Annotated in this window: 22 protein-coding genes; 10 read left to right on the top strand and 12 right to left on the bottom strand. The window is 70.0% G+C overall.

Annotated elements, in window-relative coordinates; genetic code table 11:
* Window positions 1-28 precede the first annotated feature (28 nt).
* The 4 genes from ABZT12_RS22765 to ABZT12_RS22750 are packed head-to-tail and all read right to left on the bottom strand — an operon-like array spanning window position 29 to window position 4,242.
* Window positions 29-868 carry an ABC transporter permease gene (locus ABZT12_RS22765; protein WP_356387476.1) on the bottom strand — a complete coding sequence of 280 codons (840 nt, stop codon included), beginning with the start codon at window positions 866-868 and terminating at the stop codon, window positions 29-31.
* Window positions 865-1,743, bottom strand: a complete 879-nt coding sequence (locus ABZT12_RS22760; protein WP_356387473.1) for an ABC transporter permease — start codon at window positions 1,741-1,743, stop codon at window positions 865-867. Before ABZT12_RS22760 ends, ABZT12_RS22765 begins: the two co-directional genes overlap by 4 nt.
* Window positions 1,740-3,011, bottom strand: a complete 1,272-nt coding sequence (locus ABZT12_RS22755; protein WP_356387470.1) for a spermidine/putrescine ABC transporter substrate-binding protein — start codon at window positions 3,009-3,011, stop codon at window positions 1,740-1,742. The genes ABZT12_RS22760 and ABZT12_RS22755 overlap by 4 nt, the downstream gene beginning before the upstream one ends.
* A 16-nt stretch (window positions 3,012-3,027) precedes the next feature.
* Window positions 3,028-4,242 carry an ABC transporter ATP-binding protein gene (locus ABZT12_RS22750; RefSeq protein ID WP_356387467.1) on the bottom strand — a complete coding sequence of 405 codons (1,215 nt, stop codon included), beginning with the start codon at window positions 4,240-4,242 and terminating at the stop codon, window positions 3,028-3,030.
* A 236-nt stretch (window positions 4,243-4,478) separates the two neighbouring features.
* Between ABZT12_RS22750 and ABZT12_RS22745 the strand changes: the two genes are divergently transcribed.
* Both ABZT12_RS22745 and ABZT12_RS22740 read left to right on the top strand, forming a co-directional pair.
* A complete protein-coding gene (locus tag ABZT12_RS22745; protein WP_356387464.1) occupies window positions 4,479-5,576 on the top strand; it encodes a LacI family DNA-binding transcriptional regulator in 1,098 nt (365 codons plus the stop codon).
* A 555-nt stretch (window positions 5,577-6,131) separates the two neighbouring features.
* Window positions 6,132-7,637 carry a GMC oxidoreductase gene (locus tag ABZT12_RS22740; RefSeq protein ID WP_356387461.1) on the top strand — a complete coding sequence of 502 codons (1,506 nt, stop codon included), beginning with the start codon at window positions 6,132-6,134 and terminating at the stop codon, window positions 7,635-7,637.
* 132 nt (window positions 7,638-7,769) lie between these two features.
* On the opposite strand, the gene ABZT12_RS22735 is transcribed toward ABZT12_RS22740, so the two are convergent.
* Entirely contained in the window at window positions 7,770-8,804 is a 1,035-nt protein-coding gene (locus ABZT12_RS22735) for a helix-turn-helix domain-containing protein (protein ID WP_356387458.1), read from the bottom strand.
* A gap of 334 nt (window positions 8,805-9,138) precedes the next feature.
* Complete coding sequence (locus tag ABZT12_RS22730) at window positions 9,139-10,752, bottom strand: GMC oxidoreductase (RefSeq protein WP_356387455.1); 1,614 nt, start codon at window positions 10,750-10,752, stop codon at window positions 9,139-9,141.
* Window positions 10,753-11,106: 354 nt separating this feature from the next.
* Between ABZT12_RS22730 and ABZT12_RS22725 the strand changes: the two genes are divergently transcribed.
* On the top strand, window positions 11,107-11,583 hold the full coding sequence (locus tag ABZT12_RS22725; protein WP_356387451.1) for an ATP-binding protein: 477 nt from the start codon (window positions 11,107-11,109) through the stop codon (window positions 11,581-11,583).
* Between the two features lie 189 nt (window positions 11,584-11,772).
* Here ABZT12_RS22725 and ABZT12_RS22720 read toward each other — a convergent pair whose 3' ends face one another.
* A complete protein-coding gene (locus tag ABZT12_RS22720) occupies window positions 11,773-12,786 on the bottom strand; it encodes a winged helix-turn-helix domain-containing protein (protein ID WP_356387448.1) in 1,014 nt (337 codons plus the stop codon).
* A 225-nt stretch (window positions 12,787-13,011) separates the two neighbouring features.
* Between ABZT12_RS22720 and ABZT12_RS22715 the strand changes: the two genes are divergently transcribed.
* Together ABZT12_RS22715 and ABZT12_RS22710 are read left to right on the top strand one after the other, a co-directional pair.
* On the top strand, window positions 13,012-13,458 hold the full coding sequence (locus ABZT12_RS22715) for a hypothetical protein (RefSeq protein WP_356387445.1): 447 nt from the start codon (window positions 13,012-13,014) through the stop codon (window positions 13,456-13,458).
* 70 nt (window positions 13,459-13,528) lie between these two features.
* Complete coding sequence (locus ABZT12_RS22710; RefSeq protein WP_356387442.1) at window positions 13,529-14,479, top strand: hypothetical protein; 951 nt, start codon at window positions 13,529-13,531, stop codon at window positions 14,477-14,479.
* A gap of 252 nt (window positions 14,480-14,731) precedes the next feature.
* On the opposite strand, the gene ABZT12_RS22705 is transcribed toward ABZT12_RS22710, so the two are convergent.
* The gene (locus ABZT12_RS22705) at window positions 14,732-15,397 is read right to left on the bottom strand and encodes a TetR/AcrR family transcriptional regulator (RefSeq protein WP_356387439.1); all 666 of its coding nucleotides are present in this window, start codon (window positions 15,395-15,397) and stop codon (window positions 14,732-14,734) included.
* Window positions 15,398-15,534: 137 nt separating this feature from the next.
* Between ABZT12_RS22705 and ABZT12_RS22700 the strand changes: the two genes are divergently transcribed.
* Window positions 15,535-16,221 (top strand): SDR family NAD(P)-dependent oxidoreductase, encoded by a 687-nt coding sequence (locus tag ABZT12_RS22700; RefSeq protein WP_356387758.1) that lies wholly within the window; start codon window positions 15,535-15,537, stop codon window positions 16,219-16,221.
* Window positions 16,222-16,370: 149 nt separating this feature from the next.
* Here the strand turns inward: ABZT12_RS22700 and ABZT12_RS22695 are convergent, their stop codons facing one another.
* Window positions 16,371-17,846, bottom strand: a complete 1,476-nt coding sequence (locus ABZT12_RS22695) for a HAMP domain-containing sensor histidine kinase (RefSeq protein ID WP_356387436.1) — start codon at window positions 17,844-17,846, stop codon at window positions 16,371-16,373.
* The gene (locus ABZT12_RS22690; protein WP_356387433.1) at window positions 17,833-18,513 is read right to left on the bottom strand and encodes a response regulator transcription factor; all 681 of its coding nucleotides are present in this window, start codon (window positions 18,511-18,513) and stop codon (window positions 17,833-17,835) included. The genes ABZT12_RS22695 and ABZT12_RS22690 overlap by 14 nt, the downstream gene beginning before the upstream one ends.
* A gap of 128 nt (window positions 18,514-18,641) precedes the next feature.
* Between ABZT12_RS22690 and ABZT12_RS22685 the strand changes: the two genes are divergently transcribed.
* Window positions 18,642-20,174, top strand: coding sequence for a glycosyltransferase family 39 protein (locus ABZT12_RS22685; RefSeq protein ID WP_356387430.1), 1,533 nt, complete (start codon window positions 18,642-18,644; stop codon window positions 20,172-20,174).
* Window positions 20,175-20,561: 387 nt separating this feature from the next.
* Window positions 20,562-21,119 (top strand): DUF3291 domain-containing protein, encoded by a 558-nt coding sequence (locus ABZT12_RS22680; RefSeq protein WP_356387427.1) that lies wholly within the window; start codon window positions 20,562-20,564, stop codon window positions 21,117-21,119.
* A 157-nt stretch (window positions 21,120-21,276) separates the two neighbouring features.
* On the opposite strand, the gene ABZT12_RS22675 is transcribed toward ABZT12_RS22680, so the two are convergent.
* Window positions 21,277-21,669: an HGxxPAAW family protein gene (locus tag ABZT12_RS22675; protein ID WP_356387424.1), complete on the bottom strand. Its 393-nt coding sequence runs from the start codon at window positions 21,667-21,669 to the stop codon at window positions 21,277-21,279.
* Window positions 21,670-21,833: 164 nt separating this feature from the next.
* On the opposite strand from ABZT12_RS22675, the gene ABZT12_RS22670 reads away from it, so the two are divergent.
* On the top strand, window positions 21,834-22,277 hold the full coding sequence (locus tag ABZT12_RS22670; RefSeq protein ID WP_356387753.1) for a MarR family transcriptional regulator: 444 nt from the start codon (window positions 21,834-21,836) through the stop codon (window positions 22,275-22,277).
* A 130-nt stretch (window positions 22,278-22,407) separates the two neighbouring features.
* A complete protein-coding gene (locus ABZT12_RS22665; RefSeq protein WP_356387421.1) occupies window positions 22,408-23,580 on the top strand; it encodes a hypothetical protein in 1,173 nt (390 codons plus the stop codon).
* A 225-nt stretch (window positions 23,581-23,805) separates the two neighbouring features.
* On the opposite strand, the gene ABZT12_RS22660 is transcribed toward ABZT12_RS22665, so the two are convergent.
* Window positions 23,806-24,549 carry an SOS response-associated peptidase gene (locus tag ABZT12_RS22660; RefSeq protein WP_356387418.1) on the bottom strand — a complete coding sequence of 248 codons (744 nt, stop codon included), beginning with the start codon at window positions 24,547-24,549 and terminating at the stop codon, window positions 23,806-23,808.
* Between the last annotated feature and the right edge of the window lie 194 nt (window positions 24,550-24,743).

The raw sequence follows: 24,743 nt of genomic DNA, 5'->3' as shown, positions 1-24,743 counted from the left end.
GTGTCCGAGGGCGCGGGACCGGGTCGGGTCAGACCGCGCGGCGCCGGGAGAACAGGACGTTCCCTCCGGCGATGAGGAGGCCGCCGACGAAGATCAGCGTCCCCATGACGTTGACCTGCGGGGGCACGCCGGTACGGCTGGCGCTGTAGACCCACAGCGGGAAGGTGACCGTACGGCCGGCGTTGAAGCTGGTGATGACGTAGTCGTCGATGGACAGGGCGAAGCACAGCAGGGCGCCGGATGCCACGCCGGGCAGCAGCATCGGCAGGGTGACCAGCCGGAACGCGGTCCAGGGGCCTGCCCCCAGGTCACGGGCGGCTTCCTCCAGCGACGCGTCGTGCCCCGCCATGCGGGCCCGTACGGTGATGGCGACGTAGGGGATGCAGAACGCCACGTGTGCGATGACGACCGTCCAGTAGCCGCGGGGTACGTCCATGACGATGAACAGCGACAACAGGGCGGCGCCGAGGGCGATTTCGGGTGCCGCGATGGCGGCGAACATCAGCAGGTCCACGGAGCCGCGGCCGCGGAAGCGGTAGCGGCCGAGGGCCAGGCCGATCGGTGTGCCCAGCAGGGTCGCGACCACCGCCACGAGTACGGCGATGGTGAGGCTGTGGACCAGGGCCGCGGTCAGGTTGGGGATGGCGAACAGGTGCCGGTACCAGGTCAGGGTGAAGCCCTGCCAGGTGAAGTTCACCTTGCTGCCCGTGTCGTTGAAGCCGAACAGGATCATGACGGCGATCGGCAGCATCAGCCAGGCCAGTACCAGCCCGGTGTACACGGTCAGGGTGGGGCGGCGACGCCCCTTCCGGCGTGGCCGGGTGGCAGGGGGCACATCGAGGGCGGGGGCGGTGATCGGTGTGGTCATCGCGCGGCCGCCTCCAGCACGTCGTCGGTGCCCAGGGCCCGGGCGTAGGTGAACACGGCGAGCAGCAGCGCGCCCATGAGCACGAAGGACAGGGCGGCGGCGCTCGGGTAGTCGAGGTTGGTGAAGTACTCGGTCTGGATGATGTTGCCGATCATCGTCGTCGAAGGGCCGCCCAGGATGCCCGCGTTGACGTAGTCGGCCGCGGCCGGCACGAAGGTGAGCAGTACGCCCGCGAAGACCCCGGGCAGCGACAGCGGCAGCACCACGCGCAGGAAGGTTCCCGTCCTGGAGGCGTACAGGTCGGTGGAGGCCTCGATCACTCTGGCGTCCACCCGTTCCAGGGCGACGTACACCGGCAGCACCATGAACGGCAGGAAGTTGTAGGTCAGTCCGCCGATCACCGCGTAGGGGGTGGCCAGCAGGTGGAAGTCGGCGGAGAGCAGGCCCCAGTCCTTGAGCGGTCCGAGCAGGACGCCGTTGTCGGCGAGGAGCACGTTCCAGGACTGGGTGCGGATGACGAAGGAGACGAAGAACGGCAGCAGGAGCAGGAAGAGGAACACGGACTTGTGGCGGCCGGCCCGGAAGGCGATCCAGTAGGCCACCGGGTAGCCGATGACAGCGCAGGAGACGGTGGCGACCGCGCCGTAGACCAGGGACCGGACGAGTTGCACATGGTAGGCGCGCACCACGTCGACGTAGGTCTGGAAGTGGAAGGTCTGGCGGAAGCCGTCGATGAAGTCGCCGGTCTGGAGGGACAGCGACACCATCACGATCACGGGGGTGACGAAGAAGGCGGCCAGCCACAGCCATCCCGGCAGGATCATCAGGTACGGGGCCAGCGCGGCCCCGGGACGGCGCCGGCGTCGCCGGGTCACGCCTGGTAGATCGGTTCGAACAGTGCGTTCCACTGCTTCTCCTCGTCTTGGTCGAGCACCCGCAGGTGGCGCAGCTTCGCTTCGTCGGCCTTGTTCGGGAAGACCAGGGGACTGGTGCTCAGGGCGTCGAGCACGGTTCGCCGCTTGCCGGTGGCGGCGGCCGCGTCGCGCACGACGACCGGCTGCGCGCCGGGGACGGGGCAGACGAACTGCACGGTCTCGCTGATCTTCGCGGCGACCTCGGGCCGGTAGACGTAGTCCATGTACGTGAGCGCGTCCACGGGGTGGGAGGCCGTCGAGGGGATGCAGAGGTTGTCGGTCCACAGCAGACCGCCCTCGTCGGGGATGACGAACTCCAGGTGGGAGCCGCTCTGGTTGGCCTGGAAGATGTCGCCCGAGTACACGAGGGACGCCGCCAGGTCGCCGCGCTGGAGCGAGGACTGGTAGGTCGCCGTGCTGTAGGAGCGGACCATGCCGGCGTCCCGCTGCTTGCGCAGCCAGGCCGCCGCCCTCTGCCAGTCGGCGTGCGTGGAGGACTCCGGGTCGACACCGACGGCCAGCAGGGCGATGTTGCCCATCTGCACCGCGTCGTTCCACATGCCGACCTTGCCGTGCAGCTTGGGGTCGAGCAGGTCCTGCCAGCTGGTGATCTTCCGGCCGACCCGGGCGGGGTCGTAGCCGATGCCGGTCATGCCGGACTGCCAGGGGACGGTGTAGACGTTGCCGGGGTCGAACGAGCTGTTCTTGAACGCGGCTCCGCCGTACCGGGCGAAGGTGGGCAGCCGGCTGTGGTCGAGCGGGGCGAGGTAGCCGAGTTCGATGTACTTGGTCAGGTAGCTGTCGCCGCCGACGACCATCAGGTCGTAGCCGATGCCCTGGCCGGAGGCGAACTCGGGCTGGATCTTGCCGAACCAGGAGGCGCTGTCGTCGATCAGTTCGCTGTAGTCGACCTTGGCGCCGCTCTCGCGGGTGAAGGCGTCCAGGGTGGGGTGCCTGCTCTGGTCGGCCGGGTCGACGTCGATGTACTGGGTGTAGTTGACGAAGTTCAGCTTTCCGGCCTTCTTCTTGCCGGTCCAGAAGTCGTTGACGGCCGCGGCGATCTCGGCCTTGCCGGTCGGAACGTGTACGCGGGCACCGGGGACGCTGCACGCGGCGAGTGGGGCCAGTGCGGCGGCGCCGAGTGCGGCGCGCAGCAGACCGCGCCGGGAGAAACGGTGCTCCGTCAGCCCGCGCAGCCGGGGCGCGGAGGGTGTCAAGTGCTCGGGCATGGTGGTCTGCCTGTCGTCAGCGCGGGGTGAGGGAACCCGGGGCCGCGGCGGTCGCCGCGGGGATGGGTGCGGTGGTGAGCAGGTAGGAGTGGGCGGTGGCCCAGGAGAGCCAGACGGTGTCGCCGCGGGCCGGGGTGACGGAGGCCGTCCCGTCGTTGGGCTGGAAGACCGTCATCTCCGCGCCCATGGCGGTGTCCACCGTGTAACTGGTGGAGGTGCCGAGGTAGACCACCTCCCGTACGGTGCCGCGCAGACGGCTGGCGGTGTCGGCCGGCCCGGCGGTCAGCGTGATCTTCTCCGGGCGCACCGTGAGTTCCACGAGGGCCCCGGCGCCGGGCGGGCCGGGCAGTGCGTCCGCCTGCGGGGCGGGTCGCGAGCCGGTCAGCGGGACGGTGACGCGCTGCCCGTCGCCGAGGTCGAGCACCCCGGTGCCGGCCTGGGCGTCGACAGAGGTCAGGCGCCCGCCGATCAGGTTGGAGGTGCCGATGAACCCGGCGACGAACGCGGTGGCGGGCCGTTCGTACACGTCCTGGGGCGGGCCGACCTGCTCGACCAGGCCGCGGTTCATCACCGCGATCCGGTCGGACATGGTCAGCGCCTCGGCCTGGTCGTGCGTGACGTAGACGAAGGTGATGCCGACCTCGCGCTGGATCCGCTTGAGTTCCAGCTGCATGGACTGGCGCAGCTTCAGGTCGAGTGCGCCGAGCGGTTCGTCCAGCAGCAATGCGCGGGGGCGGTTGACCAGGGCGCGGGCGAGTGCGACGCGTTGCTGCTGGCCGCCCGAGAGCTGGCGCGGTCGGCGGTCGGCCTTGTCGGTGAGTTCGACGGTGCGCAGGATCTTCTCGACCCGGTCGCGGATCTCGTCCTTGGGCACCCGCTTGCGGCGCAGCCCGAACGCCACGTTGTCGGCGACGCTCAGGTGCGGGAAGAGGGCGTAGGACTGGAAGACCATGTTGATGTCGCGCTTGTTGGCCGGTACGCCGACCATGTCGCGGCCGTGCAGCAGGATCTGTCCACCGGTCGGTTCCTCGAACCCGGCGATCATCCGCAGGGTGGTGGTCTTGCCGCACCCGGAGGGGCCCAGCAGCGAGAAGAACTCGCCCTCGCCGATGGAGAGATCGACGCCGCGGACGGCTGCCGCGTCCGTGGCGCCTCCGAAGCCCTTGACCACGTCCACGAGGGTGATGGCCGGGCCTGTGGCCGATGGCGGCGAGAGGGTGTCGGTTGCCATCCGTGGTACCTCCGGTGTTCGGGGCGTGCGCTGTGGGCGAGCGTGGGCAGGGGCGTGCCGTGGTCGACCAGGGGGAAGCCAGGCGGGGCGAGCGCCGGTTGGGATTTTGATAACGTTACCAACCGGCTCGTACCTTACCCACCGGCAGCCGCTGTCCGTCAATGGTTGAATGGCGCCGGATCTCATCGACCCGTTCCTCGGCGTCCGCCGAGCCGTCACCCGTGAAGAGACCGCCCATGCCGAACACGCCCCGGCCGCCGCGTCGCGTCACCATCCCCGACGTCGCCCGGCACGCCGGCGTGGGACAGGCCACCGCCGCCCGAGTCCTGGGCGGATACGGATCGGCGAGCGCGACCACCAGGGAACGCGTGCTGGCCGCCGCCGCCGAACTGGGCTACAGCACCAACGCGGTGGCCCGCAGCATGATCAGCGGACGCACCCACACCCTCGGCGTGGTCGTCGCCGACGTGGAGAACGCCTACTTCGCCCGCGCGGTGCGCGGAGTCACCGACGTCGCGGCCAAAGCCGGCCTCCAGGTCGTCCTGGCCAACAGCGACGAGGACGTCGAGACAGAACGGTCCGCGGTACGGCTGTTCATCGAACGGCGCGTGGACGGCCTGGTCGTGGCGCCCGCCGCCGCCGACCACGAGCACCTCGACCGGGCCGTCGCCTCGGGCATTCCCGTGGTTCTCCTGGACCGCGTCGTGGGCAGCGCCGCGCTGGACACGGTCGTGGTGGACAACCGCGGTGCCGCCAAGGCCGCGGTGACCAGGTTCACCGGCGAGGGGCACACCCGCATCGCGGTGATCACCTCGGCCTCCTCCGACGAGGACTCGGCGGTGCTGGCCCCGGGCGCGGACATCTGGACCACCACCGAGCGGCTCACCGGCTACCGGCAGGCGCTGCGCGCCGCGGGCATCCCGCGCGAGGCGGAGCTCATCCGGCACACCGGCTACGACCGGGCCTGGGCGCGCTCGGCCGTACTGGAACTGATGACGTCCGACGACCGGCCGACCGCGCTGTTCACCACCGACAACGTGGCCACGCTCGGCACCCTCGACGCCCTGCTCGACCTCGACGCCCGCATCCCCGGCGACGTCTCCGTCATCGGCTTCGACGACGCCGAGTGGGCCACCCTGGTCCGGCCCCGGCTGAGCGTGGTCGGCCAGCCGGTGCAGGAACTGGGCGGTCTCGCGGCCGACATCCTGGTCCGCCGCATCAACGGCTCCACGGCCAAGCCCCGCCGCCACACCCTGCGCACCACCTACGTCCCGCGCGAGTCGACCGGTCCCGCCCCGGCCCGGGTACGACGACTGGGAGCGGCCGGGGAGTGACCGAGGGTGCTGCCGCATGCCGTGGCCGCCTGGCCGCCTGCCGCCTGGTTCGGCGGCAGAGGCGGCCACGACACCGCGCGCGGCCGGCCGGACGGACGACGTAGCGGGAGGTACGCCTGTCATCTGTCGCCCGGTCAGTACACCGTGCGTCGCGCTATGAGTGTCGCGCCATGTTCGTCCTGCCGTCACGCGTGATTCCGCGTGGGGCGGCCGTCCAATGGCGCTCAGGTTCCGAATGGACGGCGCTGTGGTTCAAGTGCGTGCTGTCTCGGTTTTCCTAAGCTTCGAGGGCAGGGGAAACACCCGGGCTGTTCCCGGACGGGCACACACCAAAGACGAGAAGTCGTGAACCTGAAGAAACCCGGCCCCACATCAGCAGGGGCGCGTGGTGAACCTTCATTCGGACAGCCGTGCTCCTTTGGAGCCCGTTCACTGCGGGGACCGGTCGGTTCAGACCCTTTAGTGCATGCATATGAATCAGCTCCTTGATCGTCGAGGAGTTGACTTCCTGAAATCCGGTGGTCGGACAAGGCTGCCGTGGAAAGCGGAGACGTGATGGCCAAGAGTCCTTATGACTATGTCGTGGTGGGAGCGGGAACAGCGGGATGCGTGATCGCCTCCCGGCTTTCGGAACGCCCCGGCGTGCGGGTGCTGCTGCTGGAGGCGGGAGCCCGGGACGCGACCGAGACGATGGCGTCTCCCTGGGGTTTCCTGGGGTTCGACCCGTCATCCCTCTGGCTGGGCGCCTCGACCGTGCAGGCCGGTACAGGCAGGGCCGCTGACGTGCTGCGCGGCAAGGCGCTCGGCGGATCGTCGAGCATCAACGGCCTCTACCACCTGCGGGGACACCGCTCCGGTTACGACGAATGGGCCGGCCTCGGAGCACCGGGCTGGGGTTTCGACGATCTGCTGCCCTATTTCCGCCGCAGCGAGAGCACTCGGGGCCGTGATGCCTCCGTGCGGGGCACGGACGGCCCGGTCGTGGTCGCCCCGGTCCCGGAACCCCACCCCCTGGCCACGGCAGGCGTCGACGCCGCTGTGGAGGCCGGCTTCGAACGCGCCGATGACATCGGCAGCGGGCTGGAGACCGGGTTCGGGTGGAGTGACATGAATCTGCCCGGCGGCGCCCGTCAGAGCGCGGCGGACGCCTACATCCGTCCGTTCCTCGACCGGCCGAACCTGGACGTCGTCACGGACGCGACCGTGCAGCGGCTGCGTACCACCGCGGGCCGTTGCACCGGCGTCGAGTACACCGTCGGCGGGGAGCGCCTGTCCGTCGACGGCGCCGAGGTGGTACTGACCGCGGGAGCCATCGGTTCCGCACACCTTCTGATGCTGTCCGGGATCGGCCCGGCACAGCACCTTGAGGCACACGGCATCGACGTCGTCGCCGACCTGCCGGGGGTGGGCTCCCACCTACAGGACCATCCGATGGCGGGCGTGGTGTACGAGGCCATCCAGCCCGTACCGTTCGTTCCCGCCAACCCGCCGGCCGAGATGATGGGCCTGCTGTACAGCAACCCCGCCGCGGCCCGGCCGGACCTCCAGGTCTACGTCGTCGCCGCACCGCTCCCCTCGGCATGGGGCCAGCCGCCGGCCAACGGCTACTCCATCGTCTTCTCCGCGATGGCTCCGCACAGCAGCGGCACCGTGCGCCTCGCGGACGCCGATCCCGGCAGCGCTCCCGTCGTCGACCCCGGCTACCTGAGCGACGACCGTGACCTGGAGGTCATGCGCAAGGGCCTGGCCCTGGCACGCCGTATCGGTGAGGCCGAGGCGTTCGCCGACTGGCGCAAGCAGGAAGCGGTGCCGGGCTCCGATACGAGCGCCGAGTCCGCGGACGAGTTCATCCGCAAGGCCACCGGCCCCTACTTCCACTTCACCGGCACCTGCCGCATGGGAACCGACGCCGATGCCGTCGTCGACCCAGCGAACCTTCGCGTGCACGGCATAGCCGGACTGCGGGTCGCCGATGCCTCGGTGATGCCGTCCATCCCCTCGGCCAACACCAACGCGACCGTCTACGCCATCGCAGAACGCGCCGCCGAACTGATCGACTGAGCCCTCTTCAGCGCGCTCGTCCTGGCGCCTGAATTGCCGTCAACTGGTCGCACTCTGCGCCCAGTTGACGGCTCTCGCTTGCCGAACTCAAGGAAGCCGGCGAGCTCGACGGCACTGCGGTCGTACGTCTTGTCACGCGCTGTCGGCCGGACCGTGGTCCGGCGGCTGCCGGTCCGGCGAGAGCTGGGCAGCCCCGGCCGAGCGGGCGTACTCGGTGGGCGTCTGGCCGTAGTGCTTCTTGAAGGTCCGGGTGAAGTGGCTGCTGTCCGCGAACTGCCAGTGTGCGGCGAGTTCCGAGATACTCGGGCGACCTGACGGCGCGGTGAGGGCGAGCCGGGCCTCCTCCAGTCGCCGGTGGCGGATGTAGGTGGTCACCTGCTCTCCCACCGCGGCGAATGCCCGGTGCAACGTGCGTACGGAGACGCTGAGTTCACGCGCAAGCATCGCGGGCGAGAGTTCGGGATCAGCGAGCCGACGGTCCGCCAGATCCTTGGCCGCCTGGGTGAGCGCGGGAGCCAGTCGGGGTTCTACGTCGTCGAACCGGCCCTTCGTCACCGCCTTGGCCAGCTCGATCAGGGCGCCGTGGGCGGCGTCCACACCGGCCGGGCCGAGGTCGGCCACAGTGGCGTGGATCGTGTCGGTGAGCGCTGTCAGCAGGCGTATCTCGGCCGAGTCCGCCGCCCCGGTGACGACCCGGTTCCCGAGCAGGGGTTTCAGCTCGTCGGGGGGCAGGACGAAGAACCTGGCCGTGAGGTGCGCCGACGTCTCGAAGGCCGACAGGCGTCCGACGTGCCGGATGACGAACTGCCCAGCGGACACGGTCTGTTCGCCGCGACCGGGTGGGCCGCACAGCGTCCATGAGCCGCGCTGCACCACGTACATCGCCACCAGATCCTGATCGCCGCCCGGGACGTCCGCGGTCCGGGTCGGCGACGCGGCGTGCAGATCCGCGATCGCCGCGCCGTGCACCTTGGTCACGTGGCCCTTGACCCGGAAGTCACCGACCGTGTCCGGGGTGAAGGCCGGCAGTCGGAAGACGTCGTCGCCGATCTGCGTCTCCCATCCGCGCCGGAAGGCGTCGAGTCCCCGCGGTGCGGCCCCCGGGGCGGTCGAGTCCACCAACAACACCCCGCGCCCGCCGTCGACCTCCGCTCCGGTACTGGTCACAACTCCCCGCTCCCTCACGTCCGTTGCGTCAACGTCGCCCAGTGGTGCTCGGCTCCCGCGCGGAGTCGCCGTGGCTCATGCGGGCGCCGTGCCCATCTTCCTACAGACGGTCCGCGAGGCAGCGGTCGAGGGGCAGTGGTCGAGGGGCAGGGCAGCGACAGCACGCGCTGATCGTCCGAGCGGCCTCGGATCGTCGCGAGGCCCTCGCGCAGAGGTGCCGGCTCCCGGTCCAGCGAGGGCCCGCACCGAGACGTGGGCGATGGCCTTGACACTCGACTTCGCGAACCGACCTGAACTGACCGCGAACTGGCCTTGTCGCGGGGGGAGTCGGCGTTCAGAACACGCGCCCGAGGTCCTGTCGCACGATCGTCCGCATACTGTGCTCGGCGAGGGCCGCGATCGTCATGGACGGATTGCAGGCGCCGGTGGAGCCGGGGATGCGGGCGCCGTCCAGGACGTAGAGGCCCTTGTGGCCGAGGACACGGCCGGAGAGGTCGACGGCGTCGCCCATCGGGACTCCGCCCAACGAGTGCCAGGTGGAAGCGGCTTGGGCGTTGGTGTCGAGCATGAAGCCGCCGCCCGCTGCGGCGATGTCGCGCATCCGGGCCGCGATGAGCTGTTGCAGTGCGGCGTCCGCGTCGGTCGGCCAGGTGAGGACGGCGTCGTCGGCGCCGGCGTCGTAGGCCCAGGTGCCCGCGCCGTCGACGATGCCGAAGCCGACCACGGTCAGCGCGGTGACGCCGGGTTGCTGGACGGGTGATCCGGCGTGGACGACGGTGAGCGGGATGGAACTGGCCGGGTCACGTCCACCGACGCACGCCGGTCCGCCCTGCTGGGTGCCGGCGTCGCCGGACGGGTTGATCCAGGCCCAGATGCGGTCGCCGTTGTTGCCCCACTTGGTGCCGATGGCGTCGGGCAGGTCGGGGACGAGGCCTTTGGCCCGGGACTTGACCAGGAGACGGGTGGTGCCGGGCGAACCGGCGTTGAGGAACACCGCGTCCGCGGTGATCCGGATCCGTTCCTGGACGGTGCCGCCGGTGTCGATGCGGTCGACCGACAGTACCCACCGCTTGTTCGTGTCCAGCGCGAGGTCGCGCACCACGTGCAGCGGCGCCACCCGCACCAGACCGGTGGACTCCGCCTGGGCGAGATAGGTGACGTCGATGGAGTGCTTGCCGCCGTTGTTGACGCCGAAGGCGATGTCGCTGGTGGTGTACGTCGGGTCGTACTGGCCGGTCAACTCGCCCCGGACATAGCTCCAGTCGATGGGCAGCGGCACCTTGAACGGCGTCAGGCCGGCCTTCGGCGCGATGTCCTGGAAGAGCCGGGAGGACTTGTACGGGTCGGAGGCCAGCACGTCGTAGGGGATGGTGGAGACGCCCAGCATCCGGGAGACCGTGGGGTACGCCCACAGGTTGAGGTCGTCGTAGAGGCCGGCGGCCTGCGGGATGGACGTGGCGAAGTCGGCCTTCGTGGGCTGCAGGGTCATGCCGTGGTACAGGATGGACCCGCCGCCGACCGCCGCTCCGCACATGGCGGTCATGCCGTTTCCCACTACGGCTTCGAGCACGCCCGTGTACGGCGTCCACGTCTTGTCGACGCTGCCGACGACGGCGTGGTCGGTGAGCCAGGCGGAACGGTTGTCCATGTTCGCGAAACGGCAGAACGTGGTGGCGTCGGGGCCGGTCGGCCAGCGCAGCCCGCGCTCCAGGACCAGGGTGGACACGCCTGCCTGAGCCAGCCGCAACGCGGTGACGCCGCCGCCGAAACCGGTGCCGACGACGACGGCCCGTTCGCGCAGTTCCGTCACGACGGCCGAGGTCGAGGCCTGTGCCCGGACGGGGCGGGCCAAGGTGCTGCCCAGGGCGACCGCACCGAGTGCGGTCGCGCCGAGCAACCGGCGGCGGCTGAGGCCAGGGGTGGGGTGGGGGGAACCGTTCTCGGCCATGGGACTCCCAGCGATCCGTGCGGGGTGGTGGGGGTGAGTCGCCGGGAGCGTAGCGTGAGTGAGCATGCCGTTGTCAATGCACGGAAATGGAATTCTCTTGAGAGAGATTGATCCTTTTTTGGCGGGGCGGGGCGGGGCGGGGCGGGACGAGACGGGGCGGTCAGGGCTGGGCCGACACCCAGACGTGTCAGCGCCTGAGCCCAACCGCCCCGAATGGGTCGAGTCGACTTCCGGTCAACGTGCACCGGACGGCGCTCTTGAGTGACTGGTGTGGTGCGCGAGGTCGGGGGAGTGTGGGCCGGTTTCGCGGGTATCCGGACCGGGATCAGCGGTGCTTGAGTCATGGGGTGGGGTATGGGCGTGGCTGGGCAGGACGAGGACCAGAGGCCGTTCGTGGACGGTCTGTTCGCCGTTTCCGCCGTATTGGAGGACGGCAGCGATATCGCCGGGGCCCGTCAGACGGCCCGTGAGTTCCTTACGTCGGTGCAGGCTGTGCATGGGCTGCCGGTGTCGACGCGGGCGATGGGCATGGTGCAGCTGGTGGTGAGCGAGCTGGTGACCAACGCCCGCAAATACGCGCTGGGGCCGTGTCTGCTGAGGCTGGAGGTCGAGGGCGGAGCCGTCCAGGTGAGCGTGTGGGACAGCAGCACGACGCTCCCCTCGGTGCGGGCGGCGGACCCGGAGCGGGTCGGTCAGCACGGCCTGGAGATCGTGATGGCGGTCTGCCAGAGCTTCGCCGTACAGCGCGAGCCGGTGGGCAAGCGGATCATCGCGACGGTGGTGCTCGCCGACGACCCCGGCGGAGACGCCGCCGGCCGCCGGGCCCTGTGACATCCACCCGCGGGGGCCAGGGCTGTCCGTCCCGCACTCCGCGACGGTGAGCGGTGTCCGCGGGGAGCCGTCGGGGCAGCGGGACGGCCCCCGGCGTGGGGTGCGTCGGCGCCCCCGCCACGAGCGCAGCGGTGCAGTGCGGTGAACGTGACCGGACCTCAACCGCAGCGAGGTAGAGGGGCGTTGGGGCTACGGCGCCACCGGCTCCAAGAGGGCGGGCGGGGCCGCGCCGCCTCCGAGGAGCTGGCCGCCCAGTGGTGTGAGGGAGTGCCGAATGGTGTTGCGTACGCGCAGGCTGCGAATGAGACCCGCGTCGCGCAGTACCGTCGCGTGTTCGCTCGCCGAGGCGGGTGAGATGCTCAGCCGCCGGGCTATCTCGCTGCCGGTGGCGTGGTGTGACTCAGCGATGGCGAAGAGGGTCGCGGCCCGGGTGCGGCCGAGGAGTCGGTCGAGTGCCTTGGCCCCGGTCGCCCCGCCACCGGGCTGGAGAGGAGTGACACCGCGGTTGGCCGGATACACCAGCACAGGCGGGAGGGACGCGTCCCGCAGCGTGATGGGGGTGGTGCTCCGGCAGAAGTACGAGGGAACGATCCGCAGTCCGCGCCCCATGAGGTACAGATCCCGGTCGTGCGGATAGGCGACCTGTAGGACCGGTGCCCGCCAGTGCACCGACGGATGCAGACCGGTCAGTAATCGTTCAACCCCTCCGGCGAGGAACGTCTTTGCGCGTAGGGCCAGTTCGGCGTCCACGGCCGCACTTATCTGGGTCCAGTACGGGGACAGCGCCCGGTGGTGGTACCTGCGCAGGATGGTGCCCAGGCCCCGCCGCGCGTCGGGTCGGCCCGACGCGAGCGCACCCGCCCATGACGGGAGTTTCTGCTGCTGCCCGAGTTCTGTCATGTCCGTTCGTAGCCGGGCAGCGGACGTGGACGAGATCGTGTCAGCGGCGGCCTCGGGATCAGAGGTGCCTTCGGCCGGCGTCAGGAAGTCGGGCGAGTAGCCGTGCGGCGGCGCCAGGTGCAACAGCGGTCGGGACACGACCTCGACCGTCGTCCGGACCCGCTTGCGCCATTCGTGCAACTCGGCATCGATGTCACGACTTCCGAGAACGTGCAGACTGAGCAGCGTCTCCCACGCCGGATCGGGCCCCGTCGGCAGGCGGATCCGGCCGAGATCCTCCGTACTGAAATGGATGCGCAGCATCACCATGCCCCCCGTACGGCTGCTACTCCAGGTGTCTCACCTTCCCCGATGCGCGTCCCGCGCGATAGCCGCGATTCCGCCAGGCGCGGTTGTTCGGGGAGGACCGAAACACCTTCCACGGGCCGCCGCACCCGGCCTAGCTTCGGGGTCACACAGCACGGGGGAACAGCGGTGGAAGCCGCAAACTGCGTCTGCCGCCCTCCCGTAGCCGAACGGAGGAACATCGTGACTTCTGCACGTCGCATTGCCGGATCTCTGGCGGTCGTGGCAGCGCTGGTCGCCGGGACGAGCGTCCTGTCCGGCGCGTCGGCGTCCGCCCGGACGGCGGACACAGCAACCGCCCAGACACAGCGCGCGGACTGGGACGGCTACATCTACCTCTACTACAGCGCGGCCAGCAACAGTTCGTGGAGCGCGTACTACGGCTGGGTGAACGACTTCGCGGGCTACACCTTCACCGCCCCCGGTCCGGGGCAGGGACAGTCCGTGAAGAACAACGTGAACCGGGCATGGAACAACGACGCGAGCTACGCGGCCCGGATCTACTACAACGAGAACCAGAACGCGAGCGGCAGCGCTCCCTACGACGACTTCTACCCCGGCAACTCCCGGTCCCTGAACAGTGGCGTCAAGAACAACAACGCCTCGCTCAGCTGGTGGTACGTGGGCTGACGCCGTTCCCGACTCATGCAGGACACCGCGGCCGGGCCCTGTGCCCGGCCGCGCGCGGGGAGGACATGACATGGGGACACCAACTCGAAAGGCCGCGCGGCGGACCGGGATCGCCCTCGCCCTCGTGGCCGCTGTCTCGGCCTGCGCGCAGGGACACGACGTGGGGGCGGGGCCGTCGGGATCCGCCCTGCCTCCGGTGCACGTGGTGCGGGAGATGCTCGGCACGGGGTCATTGGTCCTGCCCATCGAGCCGTACCTGTTCACCGACCGCCAGGTCGGGCGGCTGTTCCGGGCGCGGGCCGTCCTGACGGCCTCCTGCATGCGGCGCTTCGGCCACAGTTGGCCGGCACCCACCGCGACCGCCCCGGCGACGGGAACCCTGAACCCCGCCAACACGGCGCACCGGTACGGGATCACGGACGCCGGCACCGCCGCCCGGTACGGCTACCATCCGGCTCCCGGCACGACGTCGGGGCAGTCCGGGGCGAAGAACCCGGAACGCCGGCCTGAGCCGGCGGAGTTGCGCGTTCTGACGGGGCTCACCGCCGACGGGACACCGGCGGCCACCGACGAGCGCGGTCGGCCGCTGCCGGCAGGCGGGTGCGAGGGCGAAGCCACGGCAGCCCTGTCCGGCGATCCGCAGAAGATCGGCAACAGGGAACTCGTCAGCACGATCAACATCGGCAGCTACCGCGACTCGCAGCGGGATCCGCGGGTGGTGTCGGTCTTCCGGAAGTGGTCACGCTGCATGCGGCGACACGGCTACCGGTACAGCGATCCGACCCAAACCCCGGGCAAGAATGCCGAGTTCACGGGTCCGACGGTCACGCGGGCCGAGACCGCGCTGGCCGGCGCGGACGTGGCCTGCAAACGGGAGACGAACGTCGTCGGTGTCTGGTCGTCGGTCGACGCGGCCTACCAGCGCAGGGCGATGGACACCAAGCGGAGAGAACTCGCCGCGGTGAAACGGGACATGCGCAGACAACTGACCAACGCGGACAGAGTGTTGCGGCAGGACTGAGCCGGCCCGGCCGGCGCCGACGTCGGCACGGAGCAGGCCGGACCCTCGCGCGCTGGGTGAACACGCGGGCCCCGAACGGCACTTCGTGGGCGGAGGGGGTGAGGCTGAGCGTCACCGACCCGAGGACTCAGCGGAGTGCGCGCCACCGCTCTCGCCTTCCGCTTCGCGGCGGCCACAGCCGGTACGTGGTAGCAGGTGCGGTTGCGTTGAGGCGACCCTGCCTGTCACCCGGCTTGTGGTGCTCTTCGGCCTTCAGTGATGCGTGTTGCTGGGCTCCGGGGCAGACGGCGCTTTCGGCAGCCGCCCGTCCGTGGTGGGCGTGACGACGGCTCTCAGGGCGATGTCGACGGACGCCTGGAGCTCTTCGCGGCTGGCGCCGGCCGCGGCGTGGACGGCGTGCCCTTCGCTGAGCACCATCACGAAACGTGCCAGCGCCTGGGCATCCATGCCGTCCGGCAGATCCCCTTCCTTCTGCGCGCGGGACAGCCGTTCCTCCAGGGCGGCCTCGGTGTCCGCCCGGCCAGCGGCCAGGATCGCGGAGATCTGGGTGTTCTCGGGGGAGCAGGCCAGGCCTGCCTGGATGGAGAGGCAACCCGCGGGGTGATCGCCGGCGGTGAGGCCGTCGGCACTGGAACGCAGGAATGCTTCGATGGCGGCGTACGCGGTGGACTGCGCCAGTGCGGCGCGGGCGTGGGCCACCCGAGTCGCGTGGTAGCGGGCGAAGGCGCGCCGGAACAGTTGCTCCTTGCTGCCGAACGTGGCGTACAGGCTCGGCCGGTTGATCCCCATCGCGCTGGTGAGGGCGCTCAGTGACGCACCTTCGTAGCCGTGCTGCCAGAAGACCTCCGCGGCCCGTTCGAGGACGGTCGCCTCGTCGAAGCCGCGTGGTCGGCCGACGGTGTGCGTCTCGGTACCCATGAGGACACTCTACCGCTCGGTACAAATTACGACCCCACGCGCCAACCGAGCGGTACAAAAAGCTGTTACGGTTGGCCTCCAACCGATCAGTACAAAACTAGGCCGGTCCGGCCGGGCCGCCCACCTGGAGGAAACGCATCCCCGCCGCCCTCATCACCGGCGCCAACAAGGGTCTCGGCTACGCCACCGCCGAACGGCTTCACGAGTTGGGCCACACCGTCTACGTCGGCGCTCGTGACGTCGAGCGAGGCGAACGAGCCGCGGCGGCACTGGGTGTCCGATTCGTGCAGCTCGACGTGACCGACGACGCGTCCGTGAGCGCAGCCCTGGCCACCATCGAATCGGCCGAGGGTCAGCTCGACATCTTGGTGAACAACGCGGGTGTCCTCGGTCTCACAGGGGTCGACGGACCGACGGCGTTGCGGGTGTTCGACACCAACGTGGTGGGGATCGTCCGCGTCACGGAGGCGGCACTTCCCTTGCTGCGGAAATCCCCGAATCCCCATGTTGTCACCGTTTCGAGCAGCATGGGTTCTTTCTGGGCGGTGACGAATCCGGACCGGCCGGAGTTCAACTTGTCGGCGGCGCTCTACTCGGCCTCCAAGTCCGCGGCCACCATGCTCACCGTGCAATATGCCAAGTCCGAGCCGGGTGTCAGGTTCAACGCGGTCGAGCCCGGCTACACGGCGACCGACATGATGGCCGCCATCGGAGGCGGCAGGCCGCCGGCGGAGAGCGCCAAAATCATTGTGCGGCTGGCCACACTCGGCGCGGATGGCCCGACAGGCACCTTGCAGGACGAAACGGGCGTACTGAACTGGTGAACCGGTGGACCGGTGGACCGGCAAAAGCCGACGACCTTGTGCTTCTACGAGTTGGCCACCGATCGGGTGACGGACCGCGCAGCGCGACGAGCGAGGCCCCCGGCTGTTGGCGGTCTTCCGGTGTCGTAGGGCTGCCGCGGTAAAGCGCGTCATTCCTCGGTCGTGGTGGGGGCTAGGGGGAGGCGTAACTGGAAGCAAGCTCCCTGGGGCCGGGGGGTGAGGGTGAGGGTGCCTCGGTGGCGGTGGGCCAGGTCGCGGGCGATGGCGAGGCCCAGGCCGGTGCCGCCGTGGTCGCGGGAGCGGGCGTCGTCGAGCCGGACGAAGCGTTCGAAGATGCGCTCGGCGTCCTCGATGGGCACGCCCGGTCCGTCGTCGTGCACCGTGAGGACGACCCAGGCGTCCTCGTCGCGGATGGTGACCTGGATGTGGTGTGCGGCGTGGCGGGCGGCGTTGTCGAGGAGGTTGCGCAGCAGCCGTTCGTAGTCGGCGGGGTTTCCGTGTGCGTGTGCGGGGGCGCTGCTGTCGCAGATGAGGGTCGACTGCCGTTCGGTGAGCCGGTATTGCTCGGTCAGCCGCAAGGCGAGGGCTGTCAGGTCGACGGTGTCGGGGTCGGCTGTGGGGGAGCGGGTGTCGAGGCGGGCGAGGAGCAGCAGGTCCTCGGCGAGGGCGTGCAGGCGGCGCGTCTGTCGTGCGGTTGTGGTGGCCGCGGCGGGCCAGTCGGTGCGTTCCGGGTAGGCGAGCGCGACTTCCAGGCTGGCCAGCAGCGCGGTGAGGGGGCTGCGTAGTTCGTGGGCGGCGTCCGCGACGAAGCGGCGTTGCTGGGCGGCGGCGTCGTCGAGGCGCTGGAGGGTGCTGTTGATGGTGGTGGCCAGGGCGCTGATCTCGTGTCCGGTGGCGGGGACGGTGACGCGTTCGCGGGGGTCGCTCGCGGTGACCGAGGCGGTGAGGACGCGGATGGCTTCGACCGGCCGCAGCGCCCTTCGGACGGCGAAGTAGGCGACGGCGGCGATCAGTACGAGGCCGACGAGCCCGGCCCGCAGCAGCACACGGTCGGTGATCTCGGTGTTCGCCTCGGCCGTGTACGGCAGCACCACCACATAGACCCGCAGCTCGGCGTCGGCGGCGACGCCCAGAGCGGCGGCCTTGTCGCTGCTGAGTTCCTCGGGCCGGATATCGGCGGTCATGACCCGCTGGGTCCCGCCGGCCATATCGAACTTGTCCCTGGGGTTGTAGTGGCGGTTCACAGGTATGCGGACGGTAGTGGGCGGTACCAGCCCGGCGACCCCGGTGGTCGGCGGGGCGGGCATCACGTGGTGGGTGTCGGAGTAGGCGCGGCTCAGGGCCCCGCCGGAAGCGACAGCGGTGCGTCGGCCGGTCGCGACGACCTCGTACGGCACGGCGCTTGTGGGGACGGGGATGACCCCCTGTCTCAACTGTGCGCAGAGAGACCGGAGTTGCAGCTGCGCTTGTTCTTCGGTGATCTGCGTGCTCTGGCGGTGGACGTCGTGGTGCACCCACCAGCCGATGCCGAGCAGGATGACGGCGGCGGTCGAGGCGGCGGCCAGGGCCGCGCCGGCTCGTACCGAACGCGGCCACCAGCGGCGTCGCGGCTCAGTCGCGTTCACGGTCGTCCACCAGCCGGTAGCCGGTACCTCGTACGGTCTGCAGGGACTGCCGGTGGAACGCGGCGTCCACCTTCTTGCGGAGGGCACTGACGCGCGCCTCCACCAGGTTGGGATCCCAAGCTTCGTCGGGCCACGCGTGATAGAGCAGATCCGCTTTGGACACCGCCTGGCCCGCCCTGCGGGCCAGCAGCTCCAGCACGGAGAACTCCCGTGGTGTGAGTTCCACCCGGACCCCGGCCCGGCGGCAGATCCGGCCGGCGACATCCAACGAGAGATCGCCTACGGCGAGGACGGGCGGCGCGACCGTGGCGGCTCGTCTCACCAGGGCCCGCAGCCGTGCGACGAGCACCATGTAGGAGAAGGGTTTGGCCAGGTAGTCATCCGCCCCCGTGTCCAGGGCCTCTGCCTGGTCCCACTCCCCGTCCTTGGCGGTGAGTACCAGGATGGGGGTCGCGTTGCCCTCCCGGCGCAGCTGGGCGCAGACCTTGTAGCCGTTGAGTCCGGGCAGCATCAAGTCCAGTACGACCAGGGCGTATTCGCCGGTCCGGGCCATCCACAGTCCCTGCCGCCCGTCATGGGCGAGGTCGACGCTGTAGCCCTCGGCGGTCAGACCGGTGTGCAGGGTGTGGGCAAGGTCCACCTCGTCTTCGACCACCAGGATGCGCATGTGGTGCAGCCTCGCACAGCGCCGGCCCGCCTTCCTGATCGGCCGGTCAGGTTGGGTCAGCACCCGGTCAACGAGGTCCGAGCACGCTGGCGGAGTGTCCTCGCCCCTGCTGAAAGGCCCTGTCGCCGATGTCCCTCGATGAACGTGCCCCCGCCGTGGTCAGGACGGTTTCCCCGCTCGCACCCGTCCGTCGACAACCACCACGCCCGGCCAAGGCCGTTGTCGTCATCGCGCCCTTGGCGCTGACCATCGCTCTGGGGTTCTGGGGTATCCGCCGGAAGAACACCATGTGGGGGGACGAGTCCGTCACCTATGAGCTCGCGCACCGCGACCTTTCGCGGATATGGCTCACCGCCCAGCATGTTGATCTGGTCCATGCCCTCTACTACGCCGTGATGCATGAGATCTTCGGCTGCTTCGGGGCGGGGCTGCTGACCTTGCGGCTGCCGTCCGTGCTGGCAATGTCCGTGGCAGCGAGCGGAGTTGGGCTTCTGGGGCTACGCCTGGCGGGCCCCCGTGCCGGGCTGCTGGCCGGGCTGGTGTTTCCGGTCCTTCCCCAGGTGCAGAAGTACGCGCAGGAAGGCCGCTCGTACGCCATGGTCTGTGCCCTGGTCACCTGGGCCACCTACGCGCTCGTGGCAGGCGTCCCGCATCGCGCCCGGTGGCGGTGGGCGGTCTACGGCACCACCATGCTGCTGGCCTGTCTGCTCCACGAGTTCGCGGTCCTCGCCCTCGTCGCACACGGCGTCACACTGGTCGTCTCCCGTGCTCCACGACCGGTGCTGAGGGCGTGGAGTGTGGCTGCCGCGGGAGTCGTGGCCGGGCTGTTGCCGCTCGCGATCCGCAGTGCGGGACAGGCGGGGCAGGTGTCCTGGATCGGCGGACCGGTGCGGCTTCGATATTTCCTGGTCCTGGCGGTCGTGGGCGTGGCGTGTGCCCGAGCGCCCCTGGGCGTGAAGGGGCCCGTGCGGCTTCCCGTACTGGCTGTGCCGATTCTCGTGCTTCCGGGCCTTCTGCTGCTGATCGCCTCCCTGGTCAAGCCCCTTTTCGTCGACCGGTATGTGGTCTACAGCAATATCGGAGTCGCCTTGCTGCTGGGCGCCTGGATGGATCACTTCCACCGGCGGCAGCGGTCTTCCCGCAACGCGTGGATCGCGGCGGTTGCCGTACTGGCCGCGCTCGTGCAGCCGAGCGTTTCGCTGCGGACGCCCCAGAGCCGGAGCAATGATGCAACCGCCATCGGTGCCACCGTACGCAAGGAAGGCCGTCCCGGCGACGGGCTGCTCTATCTGTCCGGCCAGCGCCGGATCTGGACCGCGGCCAACCCCGAGGACACCCGTGCACTGACAGATCTCGCCCTGGCACAGGACCCCGTCTCGTCCAACACACTCGCAGGTGTCGAGCTTCCCGCCCGGGACATCGCGGCACGCATGCTGGAGTTCGACCGGATCGTCGCGGTCCGCGACCCGGCGGGTGCGCATTCGTCGGCCAACCCGCGGGAGGAAGCGAAGGCAAGCACCCTGCGGCGCCACTTCCGCGAGTACGGAACAACCCATGTCAACGGGGCGCGCATCACCGTCTATGTCCGGGACCACGACCCGTCTCCGAAGGCCGGTCCTGGATCCAACAGCCCAGAGGCGCAAGGTGGGTTGGTGAGGTGACGGCGTTGGGGCCGCGGTACTCGGGGCTGTCGGACTGGGGGACAGAGGGACAGGAGGAGAGGGGGCGGGCGGTATGGCGGGCGAACCGATCGACCGAAGTGGATCACTGGTACCTCGCGGCCTGCCCCGCCCGTCACTACCCCAGCCCCGCAATGACCGGTGCAGCGGTGCAAGAGGCCATTCGGACGAGGAAACTGCAACTTCGACATGGCCCGCAGAGGCAGCTACCTTCACCTGGTCTTCGGCAATTGCCCACGGCCGCCCAGGAATTCCCTTCAGCTGAGTCACCCGCGGCGGGACGAGTCAGCCATGCCCCGCGAAAGCTCGCCCCCATGCGTGAGCCGCCGAACCGGGTCCACACCAGGCACCTCAACCAGGGAGAGACACATGCCCCATCTCGCGCTGTACACCTTCGGCGTCCTGAAGTCACCTCTCGCCGATCCCGCACCTCTCACGCGCGAATTCCACGACAGGGGCGAGGCCGTCTACCGGAAGATCAGCCGGCACCCCGGGTACCTCGCCCGTGCTGAAGCGGCAGACGGCGACCGGAGCACACTCTTCGACCTGGACTGGGGTGCATGGGGGGAGTTCGCCGTACCGACCTGGTACGGCAAGGGCCGTACGGTGGAAACCACCGCCCTGGCCGCGACCCTCTCACTCTGGACCGACCTGCGCCCCGCCGTCGACGCCATCTACACCGGTCTGCACCGTGAGGCACTGAACAAGCGTCACGACTGGTTCGAGAGGACAGGACACCCGGCTTACGTGTGCTGGTGGGTCTCCGACGGCGTGATACCCACCTGGCACGACGGGGTGTCCAGGCTGGAACACCTCCACGACCACGGCTCCACGCCGCACGCCTTCACCTTCCACCACTCGTTCGCCCCGGACGGAACGCCGACCAGCATCAAAGGCGTCGGGCCGGAGAGCGACCAGGCGCACTGACAAGGAAGCCGTAAGCCGGGAGCCTGAACGACTGGCTCCGCTGTCGAACGCCTCGACTGAAGGACGGCGAACAGACGCGTCTGCGCTACGGCGGATCCGCCAATACCTGTCGATCCGCCGGTAGTTGGGGCTTCGCCCGCTGCGCCCAGGTCGGCGGTCAGTCGGACGGCGGGGACGTGGTGAGCCGCGACGCGGTGGTCCTGGCAGGCTCCAACCCAGCCGCCGGGTACGCACGCCGCGCGTTGTGCCGCCCCGCCAGGCGGCACGCCAGGCAATCGGAGTGCCCGGCCTTCGCACCCGTGTCACGGACGCGCCAGTCCCACTGCTCGGCCGGACGCGGCCCGCTCGCTTTGCCCCAGCCCCCCAGGTGCAGCGACCACGTGACCAGAAGCGCGAGGGCGAGAACGCCGACGCCGACGTAGAGGAGCGGCCCCGAGACCATGATCAGGCCCAGGCCGCACAGTCCACTGCCCAGCGTCGCCACGGCCATCCCCGTCCAGCCGGCGACCGTGTGTCCCAGGTCGTACGGGTCGTCTCCGTGGATGAACATGATGGGGCTCCTTGGGGGACGGGGCGGATGCGGCCAGGGTGAACGGCCTGAGCGCACGCCAGAGGTAGAATATCTCGCGAGCTAAGTAACTTAGATGCTAAGGGGAATTCGTGGGGCACCGCAAGGCGCGCCCGGCCGCGACGAGCGATCAGGCACTGCACGCCATGGACCGGATGATCGCGACGACGCAGTTCGGCCAGCAGGACATCGCGCGCCGCCTGGGCGTGAACGTCACCGACCTCACCTGTCTGGGCTTCCTCATCGAGGCGTCCACGGCCGGCGAGTCCCTGGTCGCCGGTGACCTCGCGGAACGGGCGAGGCTGACCACGGGGGCGGTGACGGGCGTACTGAACCGGTTGGAGAAGGCCGCTTACATCCGTCGCACCCCGGACCCGGCCGACCGCCGACGCGTGGTCGTGGTGATGGACGAAGCGGCGCGGGCACGCATCCTGGCGGTGTACGGCCCCGTGTACCAACGCCTGACCGCCCTCTTCGCCGACTACGAGGCCGAGGAGATCGCGGTGCTCGCGGACTGGTTCACCCGGGCCCGAGGGCTGTTCGAGGAGGCGTTGGGGGAGATCCGGGAGGAGCCGCTGGGTTCGCGCTGACGGGACGGCTCCGCCGGGACGAGGCGGGGGTGGCTGTCGACTCCGCCCCGCTGGACGAGCAGCAGGCTGAGCTATTGGACAGTTGTGAAAGGGTGCCCCAGGCGCCGGGCGGTGACCGTAGCATCACCGTGTGTCGGTCATCTCGCACTTGTATCACGGTGAGTTGGGCGACTGGTGTCAGTCGCGGCTGACCGGCTCGGAAGAGGCCGCGCAGCGCCTCACGGCGCACCTGCGCGAGCACGAGATCCTCCGGCCCGAAGGTCCGGTCGACAGGCACCACTGGAGCCAGGCCGACCGCGCGCTCGGCTTGCGGCTGGGTGCCCTGATCCAGCCCGCCCCGCCCTACTCCGCGCTGCTGGGCCTGGCCAGAGCGGGGCTCGTCTCGCGGTCCTGGGCCGACGTACAGGCGGCACGGTATCCGACCCACGCCCTGCTGCCGGAGCACTCGCGTGCGCGGGCGCTGGACCTGCGCCCGACGCCGGACGGCTGGATCGACCTCCAGACCGCGCGGGACGCGGGAGCGACGGTCGGCATGGCGTTCACCTCGGCGGAGCGCGGCCACCGCCGCGTCTCACGTCCCGGCCACCCCGACGAGCAAACACTGGACGAGCTGTTCGAGCGGATACGGGCCTACTTCGCCGCACACAGCTCACTGGGCCGGCTCGGCGGGCCGGGGCCGGAAAAGGGCCTTGCCCGGTTGTGCTGGATCCTCGGATCGTTCCAGTACGCCTACCGCAACGACAGCATCGAGCACCCGCTGTTCCGGATCTTCCGCGACGACGTACCGAACGTGGCGGAACTGCACCGCTCCGCGGACGACGAGGCGGTCGCCGACCCGCTGGCCCTGACGCACCGGCTGAGCACCTCGGGCGCCCTGTCCCGGATGCGCCGCCTGGCCGGCGATCCACCGGCCGGCACGCCGTTGGGCATCACCCACCCGGTGATCTTCGACCACTGGGACGACAACGCCTTCCTGCTCAGCGGCCCGGACGGCGCGACGCTGCTGGAAGTGGTGTCACTGGTCAAGGCCGACGACACCCACACCCGGGGCCGTCGCCGCCTGTGGAAGATGCTGGCCGGTGCCTGGCTCGACACCGAGGACACCTTCCGCATCCGCACCCTGGCCGTGTACTTCGCCCGGCACGGCGTGCTCGTCAGCTGGAACCTCACTTCCTACGCCGAGTTCCTCCTCGAAGGCCGCGATCCCGACGAGGCAAGGAAGGAGCTCGTCGCGCTCGCCACGCACCTGCGCGACACGGACCGTGCCCGCCGGACCGCCTGGCGCGAGGGCCGTGAAACCTGACGGCCGTTGACCATCGGGCAGGGGTGTTCCGTGCGGGCGGCCATCCACCCCGGCTCCGGCCGTGCGGCCACCGAGGGCGGGGACCACGGTCTCGGCACTCGGCGGTTCGGCAACGGCCGCAGCGACTTCAGACGTCGCCGGCGGACGAGTGCGCTTCATTGCCGGGGAGAGTACGCGCCGAAGGCGGGTCTGCCCGCGACCGTGGCGCCGTGGAGGTGCCGGCGGCTATGGGGTGCCGGCGTCGAGGAGGTGAGGGCCGTTGTTGCGGACGCTGTTGACTGCCGTGGAGACAGGGCGGGCGTGCAGGTGCCCGTTCGCCGGCTGGATGAGCAGTGCGCGCAGTTCGTCGGCCTCCTGGTGCTTCGGATCGAGCCAGGCGTCGTAGTCGTCCTCGGTGAGGGCGAGCGGCATGCGGGGGTGAACGCGGCCGGCCGCGTCGGTGGCCTCGGTGGTGATGATGGTGCAGGTCATCAGCCAGGCGCCCGGATCGTCGTCGCCCTTCACGGCTGGATCGCGCCAGTACTCGTACAGCCCGGCGAGCGCCATCACCTCGTCGTCCTCGGGGTGGATGAAGTACGGCTGTTTGCGGGTCCTGCCCGTGACGGGGTCCTCGGCCTGCTGCCACTCGTAGAAGCCGTCGGCGGGCAGCAGGCAGCGGTGCCGGGCGAATGCGCGGCGGAAGGCGGGCTTCTCGTGCACCGTTTCCACCCGCGCGTTGATCATCCGTGCGCCGACCTTCACCTCCTTCGCCCAGGACGGCACCAGACCCCAGCGCAGTGACCGCAGTTCGCGCTCCGCCCGCGCGGACTCGTCCGCCGCGCGTCGGGTGCGCTCAAGGATTGCCCACACGTTGTCGGTCGGGGCGACGTTCCAGTTCGGGGCGAGCGTCTCGCCGGGGCGCCAGTCGGTGACCCGGAAGAGAGAGACCAGGTCCTCAGGACTGCGGGTGGAGACATAACGACCGCACATGCCCCCCACTGTGCCAGCAACTGCCCTGGCCGACGCGTCACGCGTGACCAACAGCCGCGCACTGGTTCGCGAGGCATCAGCGGTACTTCCACGGCCAGGGCACCACGCCTGCGCGCCGTCTTCTTCGAGCCCGCCGACATATCAGGCAAAAACCCTGAATAGGTCATGGCGGTCTGGGAACTCCGTGCAAGGAA

This window comes from Streptomyces sp. NPDC005423, from assembly GCF_040606415.1.
Classification (GTDB): Bacteria; Actinomycetota; Actinomycetes; order Streptomycetales; family Streptomycetaceae; genus Streptomyces.
Note: the sequence above shows the minus strand (reverse complement) of the source record. Positions and strands in the feature narration are given on the sequence as shown.

Excerpts from the sequence above, each read along its gene's own strand:
- ABZT12_RS22730 (WP_356387455.1), bottom strand. The coding sequence starts at position 10,752 with ATGGCCGAGAACGGTTCCCCCCACCCCACCCCTGGCCTCAGCCGCCGC.
- ABZT12_RS22745 (WP_356387464.1), top strand. The coding sequence starts at position 4,479 with ATGCCGAACACGCCCCGGCCGCCGCGTCGCGTCACCATCCCCGACGTC.
- ABZT12_RS22660 (WP_356387418.1), bottom strand. The coding sequence starts at position 24,549 with ATGTGCGGTCGTTATGTCTCCACCCGCAGTCCTGAGGACCTGGTCTCT.
- ABZT12_RS22765 (WP_356387476.1), bottom strand. The coding sequence starts at position 868 with ATGACCACACCGATCACCGCCCCCGCCCTCGATGTGCCCCCTGCCACC.
- ABZT12_RS22670 (WP_356387753.1), top strand. The coding sequence starts at position 21,834 with ATGGACCGGATGATCGCGACGACGCAGTTCGGCCAGCAGGACATCGCG.
- ABZT12_RS22675 (WP_356387424.1), bottom strand. The coding sequence starts at position 21,669 with ATGTTCATCCACGGAGACGACCCGTACGACCTGGGACACACGGTCGCC.
- ABZT12_RS22680 (WP_356387427.1), top strand. The coding sequence starts at position 20,562 with ATGCCCCATCTCGCGCTGTACACCTTCGGCGTCCTGAAGTCACCTCTC.
- ABZT12_RS22705 (WP_356387439.1), bottom strand. The coding sequence starts at position 15,397 with ATGGGTACCGAGACGCACACCGTCGGCCGACCACGCGGCTTCGACGAG.
- ABZT12_RS22750 (WP_356387467.1), bottom strand. The coding sequence starts at position 4,242 with ATGGCAACCGACACCCTCTCGCCGCCATCGGCCACAGGCCCGGCCATC.
- ABZT12_RS22725 (WP_356387451.1), top strand. The coding sequence starts at position 11,107 with ATGGGCGTGGCTGGGCAGGACGAGGACCAGAGGCCGTTCGTGGACGGT.
- ABZT12_RS22685 (WP_356387430.1), top strand. The coding sequence starts at position 18,642 with ATGTCCCTCGATGAACGTGCCCCCGCCGTGGTCAGGACGGTTTCCCCG.
- ABZT12_RS22710 (WP_356387442.1), top strand. The coding sequence starts at position 13,529 with ATGGGGACACCAACTCGAAAGGCCGCGCGGCGGACCGGGATCGCCCTC.
- ABZT12_RS22755 (WP_356387470.1), bottom strand. The coding sequence starts at position 3,011 with ATGCCCGAGCACTTGACACCCTCCGCGCCCCGGCTGCGCGGGCTGACG.
- ABZT12_RS22720 (WP_356387448.1), bottom strand. The coding sequence starts at position 12,786 with ATGCTGCGCATCCATTTCAGTACGGAGGATCTCGGCCGGATCCGCCTG.
- ABZT12_RS22740 (WP_356387461.1), top strand. The coding sequence starts at position 6,132 with ATGGCCAAGAGTCCTTATGACTATGTCGTGGTGGGAGCGGGAACAGCG.
- ABZT12_RS22690 (WP_356387433.1), bottom strand. The coding sequence starts at position 18,513 with ATGCGCATCCTGGTGGTCGAAGACGAGGTGGACCTTGCCCACACCCTG.